Annotated in this window: 16 protein-coding genes; all 16 read left to right on the plus strand. The window is 32.2% G+C overall.

The window, feature by feature from the left end; genetic code table 11:
* Nucleotides 1-150 precede the first annotated feature (150 nt).
* Nucleotides 151-1,632: a nitrogenase component 1 gene (locus F3K33_RS03530; RefSeq protein WP_039773282.1), complete on the plus strand. Its 1,482-nt coding sequence runs from the start codon at nucleotides 151-153 to the stop codon at nucleotides 1,630-1,632.
* Entirely contained in the window at nucleotides 1,616-2,944 is a 1,329-nt protein-coding gene (locus F3K33_RS03535) for a nitrogenase component 1 (protein ID WP_039773283.1), read from the plus strand. The genes F3K33_RS03530 and F3K33_RS03535 overlap by 17 nt, the downstream gene beginning before the upstream one ends.
* Nucleotides 2,945-3,201: 257 nt before the next feature.
* Nucleotides 3,202-4,500 (plus strand): O-acetylhomoserine aminocarboxypropyltransferase/cysteine synthase family protein, encoded by a 1,299-nt coding sequence (locus F3K33_RS03540; RefSeq protein WP_039773285.1) that lies wholly within the window; start codon nucleotides 3,202-3,204, stop codon nucleotides 4,498-4,500.
* 120 nt (nucleotides 4,501-4,620) lie between these two features.
* On the plus strand, nucleotides 4,621-5,475 hold the full coding sequence (nifH, locus tag F3K33_RS03545; protein WP_011967971.1) for a nitrogenase iron protein: 855 nt from the start codon (nucleotides 4,621-4,623) through the stop codon (nucleotides 5,473-5,475).
* Nucleotides 5,476-5,552: 77 nt separating this feature from the next.
* On the plus strand, nucleotides 5,553-6,332 hold the full coding sequence (locus tag F3K33_RS03550; protein ID WP_039773286.1) for a methionine ABC transporter ATP-binding protein: 780 nt from the start codon (nucleotides 5,553-5,555) through the stop codon (nucleotides 6,330-6,332).
* On the plus strand, nucleotides 6,329-6,997 hold the full coding sequence (locus tag F3K33_RS03555; RefSeq protein WP_011967973.1) for a methionine ABC transporter permease: 669 nt from the start codon (nucleotides 6,329-6,331) through the stop codon (nucleotides 6,995-6,997). Before F3K33_RS03550 ends, F3K33_RS03555 begins: the two co-directional genes overlap by 4 nt.
* Nucleotides 6,998-7,013: 16 nt before the next feature.
* The gene (locus tag F3K33_RS03560; RefSeq protein WP_011967974.1) at nucleotides 7,014-7,859 is read left to right on the plus strand and encodes a MetQ/NlpA family ABC transporter substrate-binding protein; all 846 of its coding nucleotides are present in this window, start codon (nucleotides 7,014-7,016) and stop codon (nucleotides 7,857-7,859) included.
* Between the two features lie 13 nt (nucleotides 7,860-7,872).
* Nucleotides 7,873-8,220 (plus strand): NifB/NifX family molybdenum-iron cluster-binding protein, encoded by a 348-nt coding sequence (locus F3K33_RS03565; protein ID WP_011967975.1) that lies wholly within the window; start codon nucleotides 7,873-7,875, stop codon nucleotides 8,218-8,220.
* 137 nt (nucleotides 8,221-8,357) lie between these two features.
* Nucleotides 8,358-9,230, plus strand: coding sequence for a radical SAM protein (locus tag F3K33_RS03570; RefSeq protein ID WP_039773288.1), 873 nt, complete (start codon nucleotides 8,358-8,360; stop codon nucleotides 9,228-9,230).
* A gap of 243 nt (nucleotides 9,231-9,473) precedes the next feature.
* The gene (locus F3K33_RS03575; protein WP_039773289.1) at nucleotides 9,474-10,634 is read left to right on the plus strand and encodes a trans-sulfuration enzyme family protein; all 1,161 of its coding nucleotides are present in this window, start codon (nucleotides 9,474-9,476) and stop codon (nucleotides 10,632-10,634) included.
* Nucleotides 10,631-11,545, plus strand: a complete 915-nt coding sequence (locus F3K33_RS03580) for a PLP-dependent cysteine synthase family protein (RefSeq protein WP_039773290.1) — start codon at nucleotides 10,631-10,633, stop codon at nucleotides 11,543-11,545. The genes F3K33_RS03575 and F3K33_RS03580 overlap by 4 nt, the downstream gene beginning before the upstream one ends.
* 207 nt (nucleotides 11,546-11,752) lie before the next feature.
* On the plus strand, nucleotides 11,753-13,285 hold the full coding sequence (locus tag F3K33_RS03585; RefSeq protein WP_017212478.1) for a nitrogenase component 1: 1,533 nt from the start codon (nucleotides 11,753-11,755) through the stop codon (nucleotides 13,283-13,285).
* Nucleotides 13,286-13,310: 25 nt separating this feature from the next.
* Nucleotides 13,311-14,669 (plus strand): nitrogenase component 1, encoded by a 1,359-nt coding sequence (locus F3K33_RS03590; protein ID WP_039773292.1) that lies wholly within the window; start codon nucleotides 13,311-13,313, stop codon nucleotides 14,667-14,669.
* 434 nt (nucleotides 14,670-15,103) lie between these two features.
* Nucleotides 15,104-17,311, plus strand: coding sequence for a ribonuclease R (gene rnr / locus F3K33_RS03595; RefSeq protein ID WP_023973642.1), 2,208 nt, complete (start codon nucleotides 15,104-15,106; stop codon nucleotides 17,309-17,311).
* 148 nt (nucleotides 17,312-17,459) lie between these two features.
* Nucleotides 17,460-17,930 (plus strand): SsrA-binding protein SmpB, encoded by a 471-nt coding sequence (smpB, locus tag F3K33_RS03600; RefSeq protein WP_011967982.1) that lies wholly within the window; start codon nucleotides 17,460-17,462, stop codon nucleotides 17,928-17,930.
* A gap of 218 nt (nucleotides 17,931-18,148) precedes the next feature.
* Nucleotides 18,149-21,406, plus strand: coding sequence for a bifunctional metallophosphatase/5'-nucleotidase (locus F3K33_RS03605; protein ID WP_039773294.1), 3,258 nt, complete (start codon nucleotides 18,149-18,151; stop codon nucleotides 21,404-21,406).
* Nucleotides 21,407-21,676 lie beyond the last annotated feature (270 nt).

Below are 21,676 nucleotides of genomic sequence, written 5' to 3' on the forward strand. Positions count from 1 at the left end.
TATATGAATAAGAGGATATGGAAAAGAATAATATTTAAGTAAGTCTGACTGGAAAGCTAGAGGACATACTTCTAATTAATAGAAGTATGTCCTCTTTTCTTTTTTAAGAAAAATATTATTCTAAATAATTTAAGGAGGAAAGTCGTAATTATGGGAACAATTAATTTAAAAGAATGTTCAGTGACTATAAGGGAGACAAGGTTAGGTTCAATTACTGGCTTTAATGGATCAGCCAAGGAACTTGTCACATGTGCTCATGCGGGAAAATTGAAAGATAGTTCAAGAAAATTTTCTCAATGTATGGGATGTAACGCAGGTCATGCTTTTTGTCAATTATCTATGATAAGAGATGCAGTTGTTGTTAATCATGCACCTATAGGATGCGCAGGTGATTTCTTTGGATTTAATTTTACTTATAGAGTCGAACAGATGAAAAGAGAGCTTCCGGCTACAATAGGAAGATATTTTAGTACCTGCATTGAAGAAAAAGATACTGTTTTCGGTGCAGCTAAGAAATTAGAGGATACCGTAAGAGAAGCATATAAAAGAACCAAACCTAATGCAATCTTTGTTACAACTTCTTGTGCATCTGGGATCATAGGTGAGGATGTAGATGCGATAACTGAAAATTTGTCAAAAGAGCTAGGTATACCAGTTATATCATGTTCTTGTGAAGGGTTTAGATCTAAAATATGGACAACAGGCTTTGATGCTGCTTATCACTCAATTTTAAGAAAGTTAGTAAAGCCGCCTAGAAAGAAAACAAATAAAATCAATGTAGCTAATTTCTGGGGAAGTCATATTTTTGATGAATTTTTAAATAGATTGGGTTATGAAGCACAATATATTGTACCATTTTCAACGGTTGCAGAACTTGAGTATATTTCAGAGGCAGCAGCAACAATCCATATATGCCCATCCCTTAGCACTTATTTAGGGGCAGCTTTAGAACAAGAATATGGAGTCAAAGAAATAAAGTCTCCACCAGCCTATGGTATAGAAGGAACAGATATATGGATGAGAGAGATTGGCAGAGTATTAGGCAAAGAGGAAGAAATTGAAGAAATTATAAAAGAGGAGCATGAAAGGGTACTACCTAAACTTGAAGAATATAGAGACAAACTAAAAGGGAAGACAGCATATGTAACAGCGGGAGCTGCTCATGGTCATGCAATAATAGCAATGCTTAGAGAGCTTGGGTTAAATGTTCAAGGGGCAGCAATATTTCATCATGATCCTCTATATGACAATAAAGATAAAACTTCGGATGCTTTAGCTCAAACAGTCAATATTTATGGTGATATCAAGCACTACAATGTTTGTAATAAACAAGCCTATGAATTGGTTAATATATTAAACAGAGTAAAACCAGATCTTATGATTGCAAGACATGGTGGAATGACTATGTGGGGGGCAAAGCTTGGAATACCAACTTTATTAATTGGGGATGAGCAATTTGGTTTTGGATATCAGGGAGTTTTAAATTATGCTTCAAGAATAGTTGAAACCCTTGATAATAGAGAATTTGTAAGTAATTTAGCCAAGCATAGTACTATGCCTTATACAAAATGGTGGCTAGATCAAGATCCATTTACTTTCTTAGGAGGTAATAGTAGTGTCGAAAATTATTGAACAACCTAGATTTTCCTGTGCTTTAGGAGCACAGCAAACAGTAATAGCCATAAAACGAGGAGTTCCTATACTACATTCTGGACCAGGATGCAGTAATAAAATTAGTTCTTTAATAGGACAAGGTGAAGGCTATGCTGGAGGAAATACAATTCCGTGTACTAATGCTACAGAAGCTGATGTAGTGTTTGGTGGGGAACGAAAACTTAAGAATGTTATTGAGGGAGCTTTCCAAGTAATAGATGCTGATTTGTATGTGGTACTTACTGGATGCACATCAGATATTGTTGGAGATGATGTAGGAAGTGTTACGTCAAAATATCAAGAAGGAGATAAACCTATTGTATATGTAGAGACAGGTGGATTTAAAAGCAATAATTACGTAAGTCATAGTGAAGTTGTCAATGCAATAATAGATCAATATGTAGATAAATTCAAAAATAGCAATGGAGTAAAAAAGGGGCTCGTAAATGTATTTGCAACAGTACCTTATCAAGATCCATATTGGAGTGGAAATTTAGAAGAAATAAAAAGAGTTCTTGAAGGTATTGGTTTAGAAGTAAATATACTTTTTGGAAATGAATCTAATGGTATTGAAGAATGGAAGACAATACCTAATGCAGAGTTTAATATAGTTGCAAGTTCATGGGTAGGATTAAATATTGCAGAACATCTAAAAAATAAATATAAAACACCATACGTGCATTTTCCATACTTGCCAATAGGAGCAATTGCGACATCAAGATTTTTAAGACAAATTGGTGAATTTGGGCATTTAGATAAAAATAAAGTTGAGAATTTTATAAAGAAAGAGGAAGAAAAATTTTATTTTCATATAGAAAAAACTGCGGACTTTATGCTTGAGTTTAGATATGGATTACCTAGAAAATTCTACAGTATTTTGGATTCATCATATTCCTTAGGTTTTTCTAAATTTTTATTAAATGAACTGGGTATACTTCCTGGAAAGCAATTTATTATTGATGATACACCAGAACAATATAAAGAATCTATAATAAAAGAATTTAAGAATATATCTGAGTATAGATCAGCAGAAGTTGAATTTAATGTAGATGCTGGCGCAGTTCAATTGGAAATAGAAAAGGAAAAAGAAAAAGATTTTCAAGAAGGCAGGGCTTTAATACTTGGAAGTGGCTGGGATAGAGATTTAGCGGCAAAATTAAATGCAGATTTGCTTATCACTAGTGTGCCAGTAACATATAGACTTGTATTAAATTGTGGTTACGCAGGATACAATGGGGGGCTTAGAGCAATTGAGGATATATATGATAGAGTGCTAAACACCTATAGATAAATATGAAAATATGTAAGAGTTTAAATATGTATATAGTTAAATAGAAAAAAATTTAACTATTTAAATATGTATCTAGATAAGAATTTAAATATATAAATATTTATAGATAAATAGCGGGTTTGAGATGGATTTAAGCCAACCAAATATAAAAGATGAAAGGGATTATATGGATTTATAGAGGTTTTAAATATGAGCGTTTTTATAAGAATTATTAATGCAAATTAACATCAATAATTGATAAATTTGGAGGGAGAAAGATGAGTAATTACAAGTTCGATACTATTAAAGTTAGAGGAGGATACAATCCAAAGGAACATAATGATGCTGTATCAGTACCGATATATGCAACAGCATCTTTTGAAGTAGGTGAAGCAGAAAGATTTGATAGGTTAGCGAGTCTTTCAGAAGAAGGTTTTATTTATAGCAGACTTGGAAATCCAACAGTTAGTGTCTTGGAAAATAGAATAGCTTCTTTGGATGGTGGCATAGCAGCGGTAGGCGTTGCATCAGGAATGGCAGCTATAACTTATGCATTACTTGCAGTAGCAGAAGGGGGAGGAAGAATTTTAACAACACATCAATTGTATGGTGGAACCGTAGATGCTTTAAAAAAACTTTATCCTAAGTTCGGAATCCAAATTGACAGGATTGAAGATGACAATGATATTGAGGAATTTAGAAAATCTATAAAAGAAGACACAAAAGCAATTTTTATAGAAACTATAAGTAACCCTAATGCAGCATTATATGATTTAGAGGCAATCGCTAAGATAGCACATGAAAATAATATTCCACTAATTGTTGATAATACATTCGCAACACCATATCTATTTAATCCTATTAAATATGGAGCAGATATAGTAATATACTCAGCAACAAAAGCCCTAAGTGGCCATGGAAACGTGATTGCAGGAGTAATAGTTGATAGTGGTAAATTCAATTGGGCAAATGGAAGGTATCCTCAGTTTTCTGAACCGTACTTTACTCTAAAAGATTTAGAGGGAAATGAAAGAAGTTATATAGATGTATTTAAAGAAAGTGCATTTGCTGGAAAAATCAGATTAGATTATCTAACATATTTTGGAGCAGTTTTAAGTCCTTTTGATGCTTATTTGATATTAATAGGTTTAGAAACATTATCTGAAAGGGTCCAGAAGCAAATTAATAATACAAGAAAAATAATAGATTATCTTAAAAATGAAGAATCTGTTGCCTGGATAAATTATCCTGAAATCGAGGGAAGCCCATATAAATTTTTAGCAGATAAATATTTTGCTAAAGGAGCAGGATCAACCTTTACTTTTGGTTTTAAAGGAAATACAGAACAAATTTATAAATTAATAAATTCAGTAAAACTATTTAGTTATCAGGCAAATGTTGGAGATGCAAGATCTTTAATAGTTAATGTACCTAAAACAACCCATGGAGAATTAACAGAGGAACAATTAAAATTAGCAAGAATTCCTCAAGAAACTATTAGGCTTTCAATTGGCCTTGAGGATTCTGAAGATTTAATTAATGATTTAAGACAAGCTTTTAAGGAAGCTTTAAGCTAAGTATAGGGAAAGTTTAAAAATACTTTAGGTATATTAAAATAGGGAAATGACCAATTAAAAGAATTCATATTTTTATATGCCGATAAGTTTTAATAATTTATAAAAAAGGAGAATATAGCAATGGCAGAAAAAACTTTAAGACAAGTGGCAATTTACGGTAAGGGGGGAATAGGAAAATCAACAACTACTCAAAATTTAACAGCAGGGCTTGCAGAGCTTGGAAAAAATGTAATGGTAGTTGGTTGCGATCCTAAAGCAGATTCAACAAGATTATTATTGGGGGGACTAGCTCAAAGAACTGTTTTAGACACTTTGAGAGAAGAAGGAGAAGATATAGAGCTTGAAGCCATTATGAAGACAGGTTTTAAAGGTATAAAATGCGTTGAATCTGGAGGTCCAGAGCCTGGAGTTGGATGCGCAGGAAGAGGAATTATAACCTCTATTGGAATGCTTGAAAGGTTAGGAGCCTACACTGAAGATTTAGATTATGTATTTTACGACGTTCTTGGGGATGTTGTATGTGGAGGTTTTGCAATGCCTATAAGAGAAGGTAAAGCAAAAGAAATATATATAGTTGCAAGCGGTGAAATGATGGCATTATATGCTGCAAATAACATCTCCAAAGGAATTCAAAAGTATGCGCTAAAAGGTGGAGTTAGACTTGGAGGAATAATATGTAATAGCAGAAATGTTGATAGAGAGCTTGACCTGTTAAAAGCTTTTGCAAAGGAACTTGGAACACAATTAATTCATTTTGTACCAAGAAATAATGTTGTTCAGAGAGCTGAAATAAGAAAAAAGACTGTCATAGAGTTTAACCCAGAAGATAAACAGGCTGATGAGTACAGAGAATTAGCTAGAAAGATAGAAGAAAATGATTTATTTGTAATTCCAAAACCAATGACTCAAGACAGACTCGAAGAAATTTTAATAGAATATGGATTAATGGATTTAGATGAGGATTATATAATTTAGTTTAAAATCTTTTAGACATATTATAAGGAATAGGAAGACTTAAAACATCACTATTCGAGGTAATGGGAGGCAATTTTATGATAACTGTTAAGAATATAAGTAAAACATTTAATACTCCAACAGGAAAAGTTGAGGTGTTGAGAGATATAAGCCTAGAAATAGCGCGAGGGGATATATTTGGAGTAATTGGTTTTAGCGGCGCAGGTAAATCGACATTAATACGTTGTTTAAATGGCCTTGAAAAACCCGATTCTGGTAATATAATCATTGGAGAAAATGAGATAACTAAGTTAAATGGAAAAGAATTAAGAAGTGCTAGAAAAAAAATAGGTATGATATTTCAACAATTTAATTTATTTGATTCAAAAACTGTTTATGAAAATATTGCTTTTCCATTAGAAATTTCAGGATATAAGAAAGAGGCAATAAAGAGAAGAGTTGAAGAGATATTGGAATTAGTTGAATTGTCAGAAAAAAGGGATTCATATCCACTTCAACTAAGTGGAGGGCAAAAACAAAGGGTTGGTATTGCAAGAGCTTTGGCTAATGATCCGGATGTACTTTTAAGTGATGAAGCAACTTCTGCTTTAGATCCACAAACCACCTTTTCAATTTTAGAACTTTTGAAAAATATAAACCAAAGGTTAAGCTTAACAATAGTGATAATAACACACGAACTAGATGTGTTAAGGTATTGCACTAATAATATGGTAGTTTTAGAAGATGGTCATATAGTAGAAGAGGGGAATACAGAAAACTTATTTTTAAATCCTAAAAGTGATACTTTAAAGAAATTTATAACAATAACAGAAGGATTTCAAAATAATAGGAAATTTTCAGGGGGGGAAGGAATATGAGCAATGATTTAGTTAAATTGCTTTTAGTTGGAACAGAGGAAACTTTATATATGGTATTGCTTTCATCCATAGTAGCCTTTTTGATAGGTGTGCCAATTGGAGTATTATTGGTTGTTACGGATAAAGGCGGAATTTTTCCTTTATATAAAGTTAACAAAATCGCTGGTTTCTTAATTAATGTAATAAGATCCACGCCTGAAATAATATTAATAATTATATTATTGCCATTATCAAAATTTATTGTTGGGACCACATTAGGTGCAAATGCAGCAATAGTATCTATTTCAATAGGTTCAGCTCCATTTATTGCGAGAATAATTGAAAACAGCTTAAAGGAAGTTGAATTTGGAAAAATAGAAGCTGCAGAATCAATGGGTGCAACTCCTATTGATATAATAAAAAAAGTTCTGCTTCCAGAAGCTCTTCCTTCAATTGTAAGAGGAATAACTATAGCAATTATAGGAATAATAGGCTTTACAGCTATAGCAGGTGCAATTGGTGCTGGTGGACTTGGAAGTTTAGCTATAAGATTTGGCTACCAAAGATTTCGTACAGATGTACTTATAGGGACTGTAGTTATTCTAGTTATTATAGTACAAGCTATACAGCTTATTGGAGATCTCATCGCAAAGTCAATTAATAAGAAGAGATTTAAGTTTGAATAAATATGGAGGGATTAAATTGAAGAAAAAATTATTATCAATAATTACAAGTGGATTACTTTTAGTAGGAGTATTTGCTGGATGCTCAGCTAACAAAGAAGATGCAAGCAAAGCTACAAGTGCATCAACAACAACTGAAAAGAGCGAAGTGACTTTAAAAGTAGGTGCAGCATTAACACCGCATGCTGAGATATTAGAGCATATTAAGCCAAAACTAAAGGAACAAGGTATTAACTTAGAAATAGTGACCCTTGATGATGAAGGCCAGCTAAATCCGGCATTGGATGAAAAGCAAATTGATGCAAATTATTTTCAACATGTTCCTTACTTAGAGTCTGTATCAAAAGAAAAAGGATACGACTTTGAAGTGGCAGGAAAAATACACGTTGAGCCTATAGGATTATATTCTAATAAACTTAAATCAATAAATGATTTACAAGATGGGGATAAGATAGGTATACCTAATAACCCTTCAAATGAATATAGAGCCTTAGTTCTTCTTGAAAAAAATGGACTAATTAAACTAAAAAGTGGATTAGAAAATTATTCTGCGACACCAAATGATATAGCTGAAAATCCTAAACATCTTCAATTTGTAGAGGCAGATGTAGCACAATTACCTAGATCTCTTGGAGATTTAGCGGGAGCAGTAATAAATACTAATATAATTTTAGATGCTAAAATTGATCCAAATACAGCAATTCTTAGGGAAGATGGAGATTCTCCTTATGCAAATGTAATTACGGTTAGAAAAGGAGATAAAGATAGAAAAGAAATCAAGGCACTTATTTCAGTCCTAACTACAGATGATGTTAAAAACTTTATTAAAGAAAAATATGGTTCTGCGGTAGTTCCAGCATTTTAAAGAGGAGGAAGATATGTCATACAAAATAGCATTTGCAAGCAGTGATGGAAAAGTTGTAAATCAACATTTTGGAAGAACAAAGCAATTCTTAATTGTTGAAGTGGATGATAAAGAATATAAGTATGTAGAGACAAGATTTAATGAGCCATCGTGCCAAGAATTTCAGCACACTGAGGATGCTTTAAGTAAATCTATTGAATTAATATCTGATTGTAAAGCAGTCTTTGTAGCGAGAATTGGACAAGGAGCCTTAGCTGAGGTTGAGGCGAAAGGAATAAAAGGAATTGAGGCACCTTATTTTATAGAAGATATACTAAAAAAAGTGCTAAATTCAAAAGTAAATATTTTAGATTTATATTAATAATCTAAGTTATAAGTATGATTCAAGTAAGTAAATAGTATTTAAAGAATTCAATTAAATTAGGACTTAGATTATAAAATTAAACTTTGGATAATGAATAAATTTTGATCAAAGTTAGAATAAAGGAAGTGAACTATATGGGGAATTTTGACCACCTTGTAAAAACTCATCCGTGCCTAGGTGGGGAGGCGCATTTTAAATATGGGAGGATACACTTACCAGTGAGTCCCTCATGTAACATACAATGTAAGTTTTGTAGAAGGGGATTTAATAAATCAGAAGTGCGTCCAGGAGTAAGTTCATTACTACTTACTCCAGAAGAGGCTGTAAAAACTGTTAGGAAAGCATTAATGTTATGTCCAGAAATTAGTGTTGTAGGGATTGCAGGTCCAGGAGATACGCTTGCAACTGATCATGCTCTTGAGACTTTTAAATTAGTAAAAAAAGAATTTCCTCATCTTATTAACTGCTTAAGTACCAATGGATTAAGATTGGAAGAAAAGGCTGAAAAGATTGTTGAAGCTGGGGTTGAGACAATAACTGTTACTGTTAATGCCATTGATCCAAAGATTCAAAAAGATATATGTTCTTTTGTAATTGATGAAGATGGTAAAAGACTAGAAGGGGAAGAAGGTGCAAAGAAGTTAATAAATGCACAACTTAGAGGTATTAAAAAGATTAGCGAATTAGGAGTTATAGTAAAAATAAATAGTGTCTTAATACCAGGAATTAATGATAGACATATCAAGGAGATAGCTAAAGTAACTAAGGGGTTAGGAGCATCAATATTAAATATAATTCCACTAATACCACAAAACGAACTTTCTCATCTTGAAGCGCCATCATGCCTAATGCTTGATAAATGTAGAGGAGAAGCAGGTGAATATCTTGATGTATTTAGGCACTGCAAACATTGCAGAGCTGATGCCTGTGGAGTTCCAGGTAAAAATCAAGATATACATGGTCAATTATATGATAAAGAAGTTGTTGAAACTTTCTCTCATGGATAGGAAATTAGTTGATTAATATGAATAGAAACAAGTATTAAAAAATTATTAAGGATTCATAATGACAATCGTTAAGATAAATAAAATATAAATATTTCATTTATCCTAAAACACAGTAAACAAATAAGAATAATATGAGTAATATATAGTAATTTATATTTAGAAATAGTAGCAACCTTTATATATAAGAAATAAAGAATAGTGTAGAAAACTTTGCACTAGCGAAACCTTGAGGAGGAGAGAAAAATGAAAATAGAATCATTATTAGTTCATGGTGCAATTGATGGGGATGAGACAACAGGATCGGTGAATGTTCCAATCTATCAAACTTCCACATATAAGCAAGAACAGTTAGGTAAAAATAAAGGATATGAATATTCAAGGACTGGAAATCCGACAAGGGAAGCATTAGAGAAAACTATTGCCTTGCTGGAAAGTGGAAGCGGTGGACTTGCATTTAGCAGCGGAATGGCTGCTATTACGGCTGTTTTATCTTTATTTCATAGCGGTGACAAAGTGATAATTCCAAGTAATCTTTATGGAGGAACTTTTAGAGTAATTGATAAAGTATTTAAGAATTTTAATCTTCAATATGAGATAGTTGACTTTTCTAGACTAAATGATGTAAAAAGAATTTTAGAAAATGGAAAGGACAACACAAGTATAAAAGCCGTTTTTATTGAAACTCCAACAAATCCGCTCATGGATATTACTGATATAGAAGAGGTTAGTAAGCTTGCAAAGGAATACGGAGCACTTACTGTTGTAGATAATACGTTTATGTCACCATATTTGCAAAGACCTTTAGAATTTGGAGCGGATATTGTTGTTCATAGTGCTACTAAGTATTTAGGCGGTCATAGTAATGTAGTAGCTGGATTAATAGCTGTAAATAATGATGAGCTTTGGGACAAGTTACACTTTATACAAAATTCAACGGGAGGAGTACTTGGACCATTTGATTCATTTATATTGCTTCAAGGCATAAAAACTTTAGGTGTTAGATTGGATAGGCACAATGAAAATGCAGAGAAAATAGCACAATTTTTATCACAAAGTGAATATATAACTAAAATTTATTATCCAGGAATAAAGGATTCGAAAGGATATGAAATTCATAAGAAACAAGCATCTGGCTTTGGGGGAGTATTATCTTTTGTTATAAATGAAAAGATAGATTACAAAAAGTTTCTAAGTTCACTAAGACTTATAACTTTAGGAGAAAGTCTAGGTGGGGTGGAATCTTTAATATGTCACCCAGCTAGCATGACACATGCAGCAATTCCATATAAAATAAGGCAGGAGGTTGGAATTGTCGATAATCTAGTTAGGTTGTCAGTAGGGATAGAAAATATTGATGATCTAATTGAGGACTTAAACAATGCATTTAAGGAGAGTTTGATATGAATTATGTAAGTGATGTAAAAGAACTTATTGGAAATACTCCGCTTATAAAACTCACACATATCAATGTTAAAAAAAATGTTAATATATTTGCTAAACTTGAATGTTTTAATCCTGGTGGCAGTATAAAAGATAGAATTGGAGTAACAATGATTGAGGGGGCTGAGAGAAATGGAAGCTTAAAGAGGGGGTATACCATAGTTGATGCAACAGCAGGAAATACTGGTCTTGGTATAGCTCTAGCGGCAATAAATAGAGGCTATAATATAATCTTTGTAGTACCAACCAAATTTTCAATAGAAAAGCAAAAGCTAATGAAAGCCTTGGGGGCTAAAATCATTAATACTCCAGATGAAGAAGGTATGCTTGGAGCTATAAATAAAGCTAGTGAATTATTAAAAGAAATTCCAAATAGCATTAGCCTAGGTCAATTTGAAAATGAAGATAATCCTCTAGCACATTATGAAACAACAGGCCCTGAAATATATAAAGCATTAGATGGTAATATAAATTATTTCGTGGCAGGTGCGGGAAGTGGAGGCACATTTACGGGGATCATAAAATATCTAAAAGAAAAGGATAAGGATATTAAAGGAGTACTCGCAGATCCAGAAGGGTCAACAATGGTCGGTGGAGAGCATAAGAGTTACAAAATAGAGGGTATAGGAAATGATTTTGTTCCTAAAACAATGGATATATCTTTGGTTGATAAAGTTATAAAGGTTAATGACGATGAGGCTTTTAAGAATGTAAAGTTACTGGCTAAAAAGGAAGGTTTAATAGTTGGATCATCATCTGGAGCAATACTCGCAGCAGCATTGAAGTTATCTGAGGAAATCGATAGTGGAAATATAGTTGTTGTTTTTCCTGATAGGGGAGATAGATATCTAAGTACAACATTGTTTGATGACTAAGTAATATAAATAAATTAATAAGCTATGGAAATAAGAGATATAAGGACAAGATTTTGATTTTGGATGGGAAAAAACTTAACTATGATAACTTTATTAACGAAGTTGACTAGAAAACTAGAGACTGAGTTTCTTGATTATACATTATTTAGTATGCAAGAGACTCAGTTTTATTGTTCATAAAATAAAATTTTAGGAGGGATAAAAGATATGGCATATAAAAAGATCAATCTGGATATTCCAGAGGTTGAAAGTCGTGAACAAAGACTTGGAACTATTATTGCATGGGATGGAAAGGCATCAGAACTATCAGAGCAATCTTCTTATGAACGCAGAGGATGCGAGGGCAGAGGTAAACAATGCAGACTTTGTGAAATGAAAGGACCCTTTACACAAGGATCAGTTTGTAGCGAACAGATGGTTGAATGTCAAGCTGGAAACGTAAGAGATGCAGTGCTTATTCAACATTCACCCATTGGTTGTGGAGTGGGGCAAGTACCTTATAATTCAATTTATCGAAATGGACTTGCACTTCGGAATTTACCAGTAGAAAACATAAGAATTATTTGTACTAACTTAGATGAAAGTGACATGGTATTTGGAGGTATTAAAAAGTTAAAACAATCAATTAAAGATGCTTTTGAAAGGTATAGTCCTAAGGCGATTTTTTTAGGTACATCTTGCGCAACAGGAATCATTGGAGAAGATATGGAGAGTGTGGCTGCGGAAGCAGAAGATGAAATTGGCATACCTGTAATTCCACTTGCCTGTGAAGGCTTTAGATCAAAACATTGGAGCACAGGTTTTGATGCTACTCAACATGGAATTCTTAGAAAAATTGTACGTAAAAATCCTAAAAAGCAGGAAGATTTAATTAATGTTATAAATCTTTGGGGATCTGATGTATTTACACCAATGCTAGGAGAGCTAGGATTAAGAGTAAATTATGTTGTAGATTTAGCAACGGTAGATGATCTTGCACAACTTTCAGAAGCAGCAGGAACAGTTGGGTTTTGCTATACCTTGTCATCGTATATGGCAGCAGCATTAGAACAAGAATTTGGTGTTCCAGAAATAAAGGCACCTCAACCTTATGGCTTTGCAGGTACAGATGCTTGGATTCGTGAAATAGCAAGAGTCACTCATAGAGAGGAACTTGCTGAAGAGTTTATCAAAAAAGAACATGAAAGAATAAAACCTAAGTTAAAAGAACTTAGGGAAAAACTTAAAGGTGTAAAAGGATATGTTGCAACTGGTTCAGCTTATGCTCATGGTTTAATTACTGTTTTAAGAGAACTAGGAGTTGAAGTAAATGGTTCTTTAGTATTTCATCATGACCCGGTTTATGATAGTGGAGATCCAAAGCAGGATTCTCTTAAATTTTTAATAGATAATTATGATGATGTACCTTCATTTAGTGTAAGTAATAGACAACAATATCAATTTTATGGACTCTTAAAAAAGACAAATCCAGACTTCATATTAATAAGGCATAATGGGCTCGCACCATTGGCATCCAGATTAGGAATACCAGCGGCTCCACTCGGAGATGAACATCTTGCTATTGGATATGATGGAATGGTTAATTTAGGAGAAGCTGTTTTGGATGTACTCGCCCATAGGAAATTTCATCAAGACCTAAAAGAGCATGTAAAGCTGCCTTATACCAAATGGTGGCTTGATCAAGAGGATCCTTATATTCTTGCAAAAAAACCAGAAATATTAAATGAAAAAATAATATAATTGATATTTTTTAAAGGAGGAAGTTATGGAGATTAACAAAGACGTAAATATTACTCAAACAAATTCTATAAATCAAGTGCGTTATGGTTGCGCTATAGGAGCTATTTACAGTGTATCATCAATTCCTGGAGCAATGCCTATTGTAAATTGTGGTCCTGGTTGTGCAGATAAGCAGTATACTGGTCTCGCATTTTATAATGGTTTTCAAGGTGGTGGATATAGTGGTGGAGCAGTATCGCCGAGTTCTAATGCAGGTGAAAATGAGGTTGTATTTGGTGGAGAAAATCGTCTTAGAGAATTGATTAAATCATCCTTAAAGATAATGGATGCAGAATTATTTGTAGTTCTTACTGGATGTATAGGTGAAATTGTTGGAGATGATGTAGGAGCAGTTGTTGGAGAATTTCAGAAAAAAGGAGCCCCTGTTGTATATGCGGAAACTGGTGGATTTAAAGGAAATAATTTTATAGGCCACGAATTAGTTACAAAGGCTATTATAGATCAATATGTTGGAGAATATGATGGAGAAAAAGAAAAAGGGTTAATTAATGTATGGTCACTTTTGCCATATCAAAATACATTTTGGCGTGGAGATCTTACAGAAATAAAACGTGTACTTGAAGGAGCAGGGCTTAAAGTAAACATTCTATTTGGACCAGAATCAAAAGGAGTAAGCGAATGGAGAGATATACCTAAAGCACAGTTTAATTTAGTGATTTCGCCTTGGCTTGGCTTAGACACTGCTAAGCATCTAGAAAATAAATATAAACAACCATTTCTACACATCCCTACTGTTCCTATTGGAGCAAAGGAAACAAGTGCATTTTTGCGTAAGGTAGTTGATTTCTCCGGAATAGATAAACAAAAAAGTGAAAATTTTATAAAAGATGAAGAAAAAAATTACTACTATTATTTAGAACACTTTTCAGATTTCTATGCTGAATATTGGTGGGGCTTACCGGCTAAATATGCAGTAGTGGGAGATAGCGCTTATAATTTAGCTCTAAATAAATTTTTAGTAAACCAGCTGGGATTAATTCCGGCTAAACAAATTATTACTGAAAATCCTCCAGAGCAGTATAGAAGAGCAATTGCGAGTGAGTATAGTAAATTAGCAGAAGATGTATCTGCAGATGTTGATTTTGCAGAGGATGGATATGTAATAGGACAATTGCTAAGACAGACAGACTTCGGGCATAAGCCGCCTATTATATTTGGTACTACATGGGAAAGAGATACAGCTAAAGAATTAAAGGGAGCAATTATTGAAGTAGGTTTTCCAGCCTCTTATGAAGTAGTACTATCAAGAACTTATATTGGATATAAAGGAGCGCTTAATTTATTAGAGAAGATTTATACTACTGCAATTAGCGCTAGTGCATAAAATTTATTGTAAAAATCTTTAAACATAAAATAAGTAAAAAAATTTAAGAAAATAATACGAATTATTAAGCACATCTAAAATTTAAATAGTTTAATTATGAAGTCATTTATAGATATCCTTTTGATAAAAGAGGATATCTATTTTTGTTAAGTAATGCCTAAATATGTATATTTTAATTGGATTTTTTATTACTAGACTTATTTTAGCATTTGGAGTAACAGAATTTTAAATTAAATTTATTATTGCAACATAATATAAACAATTCAAATGTTGCCATTTTTTAATTAACTAAACTATAGTATATAAATAAATTAGAATATATATGTCAATACTAATATTAAAATAAGATAAAATCTATATTGTACAAGGTTATTGTGGTAGTATATAGGTATATAGGAATAAAATATAGTAATAGTATAATGGAGGAAGAAATTATGGGAATAAAACAAACATTAGCAAGTTTTATGAAAGAACCTGCATATAGGCCAATGGACATTGAAGAGTTAATTGCTGTATTTGATATAAAGAAAAATGAATATAATGCGTTTAAAAAGACTTTAAGAACTATGGAAAATGAAGGACTTATTATAAGAACTAAAAAAGACAAGTATATGATAGCTAATGCGAATCATGAAGAAGAAGGTCTTATTATAGGATCGCTTCAATCACATTCAAAAGGTTTTGGATTTTTAATTCCAGAAGAAGAGGGACAAAAAGACGTATTTATACCAAGCAATTGTATAAATGGAGCTATGAATGGTGATAAAATATCTGTTAGAGTAACAAGAGAAGATACAAAGACCAAGAAAAGAGAAGGAGAAGTAGTAGAAATTATTGAAAGAAACACTACTAGAATAGTAGGTGTATATGAAGATTCTAAAAATTTTGGTTTTGTAGTTTCTGAGGATCCAAGGATATCTAAAGATGTATTCATCTCAAAGAAGGATAGGAATGGTGCCAATGATGGAGATGTTGTTACAGTTAAGATAACAAAATGGCCTGAGGAAAATAGAAAAGCTGAAGGAGTTGTAACAGAGGTTTTAGGAAGAAAAGGTGACAGAGGAATAGACATTCTAATGATAATTAAAAAACTTGGACTTCCAGAAGAATTTAGTGAAAAAGTTCAAAAGTATGCTGAAGGTATTTCTGATGAAATTGATGAAGAAGAATATAAAGGCAGAAGAGATTTAAGAGATTTGAGAATGGTAACAATAGATGGTGAAGATGCTAAGGATTTAGATGATGCTGTATCTATCGAAAAATTAAGTAATGGCAACTTTAAACTAGGAGTTCATATTGCCGATGTAACACACTATGTAAAAGAAAATAGTCCATTAGATAAGGAAGCATTAAAAAGAGCAACATCAGTTTATTTAATAGATAGAGTTGTTCCGATGTTACCTAGAAAATTATCTAATGGAATATGTTCATTAAACCCTAGAGTAGATAGATTAACATTAACTTGCTTCATGGAGATAGATCATAAAGGAAAAGTTGTAGACCATGAAATTGTAGAATCTGTAATAAAAACTGATGAGAGAATGACATATAAAGATGTCACAAAGATATTAAGAGATAATGATGAGGAACTTATAAAAAGATATGACTATCTTGTTGATGACTTTAAAATGATGGAAGAGCTATGCGGTATATTAAGAAATAAGAGAACCAAAAGAGGTGCCATTGATTTTGAAATAGCAGAAGCTAAGATAACACTTAACGAGTTAGGAAAACCAATTGAGATTAAACCGTATGATCGTGAAATATCAAATAGGATGATAGAAGAATTTATGTTGGCAGCAAATGAGACAGTTGCAGAGCATATGTTTGGTACTCATCTACCTTTTGTATACAGAATACATGAGAGTCCAGATGAAGAAAAATTAGCTAAATTTAAAGAATTTGTTTATAATTTGGGATATGCTATTCAATGGACAGAAGAAATAAGACCAAAAAGTTTTCAAGAGATTCTAGAAAAGGTTAAGGGAAAAAACGAAGAAACAGTTGTAAGTACACTTTTATTAAGATCTATGATGCAGGCAAGATATGCACCAGAATGTAGCGGACATTTTGGGCTTGCAGCTGAGTACTACTGCCACTTCACTTCACCAATAAGAAGATATCCTGATTTACAAATTCATAGAATCATAAAAGAATATTTGCATGGAGAAGTAGATGGAACTAGAATAAATAAATTAAAAAATATAGTAGGTTATGCAGCTAAACAATCTTCTGAAATGGAAAGAAAGGCTCAAGATGCAGAAAGAGAAGTTGATGATCTTAAAAAAGCTGAGTATATGCAAGAGAGAATTGGTCAAGAATTCGAAGGAATTATATCTTCAGTTACATCTTTTGGAATATTCGTTGAGTTACCAAACACCATTGAAGGTTTAGTTCATATAACAGATCTAGATGATGATTATTATATATTCAATGAAGCAAATTTAAGCTTGATTGGTGAAAGAACTAAAAAGTTATATAAACTTGGAGATAAAGTAAAAGTAGAATGCGTTAATGTAGATATAACAAATAGAGAGATATTTTTTAAGATTACACAAGAGCCAAAGAGAGAAGAAACAGATAAAGATTTTGAATCAGAAGGAAAAATTAGCGAAGTAGAAAAAAAGTTAGTTGAAGTATAAGATATGATTTTAATGTTCTGAAAGAGCAAAAATTTGTGCATATAAACTTATTTTGAGCGTTCATATCAGCAATGTTCAAAATAAGTTGATTTACAGAAATGGGTATAATATAATTTTAGTAGAAATATAACCATAGCGGGTGATTATGATGGCAAGAAAAAGAAATGAGAATTCATTAGCAGAAAATAGAAAAGCAAGGCATGACTATTTTGTAGAAGAGGCAATGGAAGCAGGATTGGTTTTAGTTGGGACAGAGGTTAAATCAATAAGAAATGGAAGAGTGAATCTTAAAGACTGTTATGCAGATATATATAATGGTGAAATATTTGTAAAGAATATGCACATATCTCCTTATGAACAAGGAAATATATTTAATGTAGATCCATTAAGAGAGAGAAAATTACTTCTTCATAGAGATGAAATAAGAAGACTTGATGGTTTAGTGTCTAGAGATGGATATACCTTAATACCTCTATCATTGTATTTGAAGGACGGAAAAGTTAAAGTTGCGCTTGGAGTTTGTAAAGGTAAGAAAAATTATGATAAGAGAGACTCGATGTTAGAAAAAGCTCATAAGAGGGACATGGATAGAGCAATTAAGGAAAAGAATAAATATTAATTAAGCATGCTACCGAAAGTATAAAAATATTTTTGGTAGTTTTTTATTTGGTTAGAATACAAGATAATATGGGGTTTCTAGATAAAATTATTATAGAAATAATCTGAATAATAAATGGGTGACATTTACAATAAATATACTATTGAAAAAATATGTGTCATATAATTTTTTGTAAGTAATAATATGTAAATGAGATTAGTATTAAGGGGGAAATAATTGTGAAAAAACTTCTAAAGTTCAGAAAAGTTATATCAATTTTTACTAGCTTATTCTTCATAATTACTTTATTTAGCTCGTTTTCTATAAGAGTTTATGCAACTGAGAATGAAAAAATGTTTGACGTTATCGAAATCACTGATTTTCATGGAACACTTAATGATTCATCAGGAAATCAAGTTGCAGGGGTTTTAGCAGATAGAATAGAAAAAGTGAAAGAGTCTAATAAAGATAGGACATTGATTTTAGGTGGAGGTGATTTGTATCAAGGATCTGCAACATCTAATATCATGAAAGGGGTTCCTGTTCAGGAGACTATGTCTAAGATTGGAATGGAGATAACAACTCTTGGAAATCATGAGTTTGATTGGGGATTGGATACAACTACAAATACAACAATGAAGGGTGCAGCGTATTCAATAGTTTGCAGCAATCTTTACGATAAGAAGACTGGCAAGCTTGTATTTGATCCATATAAAATTATAACTAAAGATGGCATAAAAATCGCCGTTATAGGAGGAATAACAAGAGAAACAGAGACGAGTGTATCACCTAAATTTGTGAGTGACTATAAATTTACAGACCTTGCAAGTGAAATAAATCCTATTGCACTACAAATAAAGAAAGATAAATTGGCGGATGTAGTAATTGTATTGGTGCATGAAGGTGATAAGGGTGATAATGCAACAGGGCCAGTATTTGATTTAGCTAATAACCTTCAGAATGTAGATGCTGTATTTGGTGGACATAGCCATACTAAAACTGCTGCAATTGCTAAGAATACCAATATCCCAGTATATATTGGGGGATCAAACGGTAAAGGATATATAGATGCTAAATTCAAGTTGACTAGTGATAATAAAATCGTATTTGATCAGCCAAATCTTGAAACAAGTTATGTGGCGCTAGATAATGACAAAGGATATAAAACTGGAACACCACAAACAGACAGTGATGTTGATAAAATTGTAGATAATGCCAATAAACAGATAGAGCCAATGACGAGTGAAGTTATTGGGTATAATACAGAAAAGGATTTAACAAGAAAATTAGATGCTTCTCCATATGGATCATCAGTTTTAGGAAATTGGGCATCTGACGTTACAAGAAATTCTATTAAAGCTGATGTTGGATTTCAAAATAATGGAGGTCTTAGAATAGATATTCCACAAGGAAACATTACAGTCGGAACTATGTGGCAGTTTATGCCTTTTGATAACACAATTTATAAATTAAGCATGACAAAATCTCAATTAAAAGAAGTTCTAGAGCAGGCTGTTGCGGATAACAGTAAGGGGTTACAGGTATCGGGAATTAAATTTGGCTATGATTCAAATCTTCCATCAGGTCAAAGAGTTAAATCTATCACAAAAGAAGATGGAACTCCTATTAGTGATAACGAAAGTTTATCTGTTGCAGTTCCAGATTTTGTGGCTCAAGGAGGAGATTCGTTTACTGCATTTACAAAGTACGGTGGATTAGATGTTAAAAATGATACTCATGTTTTAGTAAGAGATGCATTTATAGATTGGTGTAAAGAAAATAAAGATAAAAATGATAAAAATACAATACCTAATACTGATATACCAAGAATGGTTAATATGTCTAGTTCAATAACTTTATTAGCAACAACGGATGTTCATGGTACAGTTTTAAATTATGATTATGGAACAGGAAAAGCACCATCTAAAGCACAGGGATTAGCTAAAGTTTCATCATATGTTAAAAGTGTAAGAGAAAATAATAATAATGTGATGCTAATTGATAATGGAGACACAATTCAAGGAACACCACTATCATATTACTATGATATTTTAGACACTACTTTAGAGCACCCTATGGCAAAGGTTATGGGAGCTATGAAGTATGATTCGTGGACACTAGGAAATCATGAATTCAATTATGGATTAGATGTATTAAATAGAGTGATTAAAGACTATAAGTCAGAAGGAATAGAAGTACTTGGAGCCAATATATATAAGAACGATTCAACAAATTTTGTAGATCCATATATAATGAAAAGTTTTTATGTTAATGGTAAAGAAGTAAAAGTAGCGGTTATAGGTTTAGAAAATAAATGCATACCAAGTTGGGAAGATAAAAAACATTACGATGGATTGGTATTTAATGACCTTGTAGATGAATCTAAAAAGTGGGTTAAAGAAGTAAAAGCCAAGGGCGCAGATGTTGTTATAATTTCAGCACATAGTGGTCAAGAGACTGATGCAGATGTTATACCAGAAAATGAAATTAACGCAATAGCAACACAAGTTGATGGTATAGATGCAATTATAGCAGGTCATACACATTTGAAAGTAAATGATCTAACTAAGAAGAATCCAGAAGGTAAAGTTGTTCCAATAGTTGAGTCAACTAAGGGAGCTACAGGTTTGGCACAAGTTGATATGAACTTTGATGGAAATGCAAAGCTTATAGGAATTTCAACAAAAAACATTGTTATTGATAATAGCATAGTAGATGATCAGGAGATTGTCGATTTAATTAAACCTTATGAAGATACAACATTAAAATATGTAGATACAAAAATAGGAACTTCAACTGGAGAATTTACAGGAAGTGGACAGTTAACAGAGCCTACTGCAATTATGGAGCTGATTAATAAAGTACAAAAAGAAAGTGCTGGGACTCAATTATCAATTGCAGCACCATTAAGTTCTGGGGCATATATACCTCAAGGTGATGTTACAATAAAAGATATGATGGCAGTATATGTATTTGAAAACTTTTTGTATGGAGTAAAAATGACAGGAAAGCAATTGAAAGACTGGATGGAATATTCAGTTAGATATTATGCTCAAACAACAGGGGATAATGCAGCAGTAATAAAAGATCCAATATTAAATATTCCAGATTATAACTTGGATCAATTATATGGTGCAACATATGATATTGATTTAACACAACCTGCATGTACTATCGACAAGGAAACAGGAAGAGTAATATCAGGAAATAGAATAAAGAATTTAAAGGTTAATGGTGTTGAAGTAAAAGATTCAGATGAATTTACAGTTGCTATAAACAACTATAGATTTAATGGCGGTGGCGGTTTTATGAAGGCCGCTGGATTAAGCAATACTGATCCAAGTATTATTGTCTATGATTCAGGAAAAGCACTTGGTGATGATGGCCAAGTGAGAAGTTTAATGACTAGCTACATTAAAAAACATGGAGAGATATCTCCAGATTGCTCAAATAATTGGGAGATACTGAATTTAGATAAGCAGAAAAAAGCAGCCTAAGATTATGAAGCAATTATTTTGAGGCATAAAATATATAAGTAATTCTAGTAAAAATGAAGCCATGCACATAGATAGATTTATCTACATGTGTATGGTTTCAAATTTTATTGTAGAATATCTATTATTTTTTATGTTAATATTTTTATTAGCTTAGATATTGATTTTGAATATTTGATAGAAATATATAGCATATACAGTGGATTTAACAATATAAATATAAAATAATTTAATATTTATACTATAAACTTAAATTTATTAATTAATTTCGTA

Origin of the sequence: Clostridium beijerinckii (genome assembly GCF_008705175.1) — a bacterium.
Classification (GTDB): Bacteria; Bacillota; Clostridia; order Clostridiales; family Clostridiaceae; genus Clostridium; species Clostridium beijerinckii.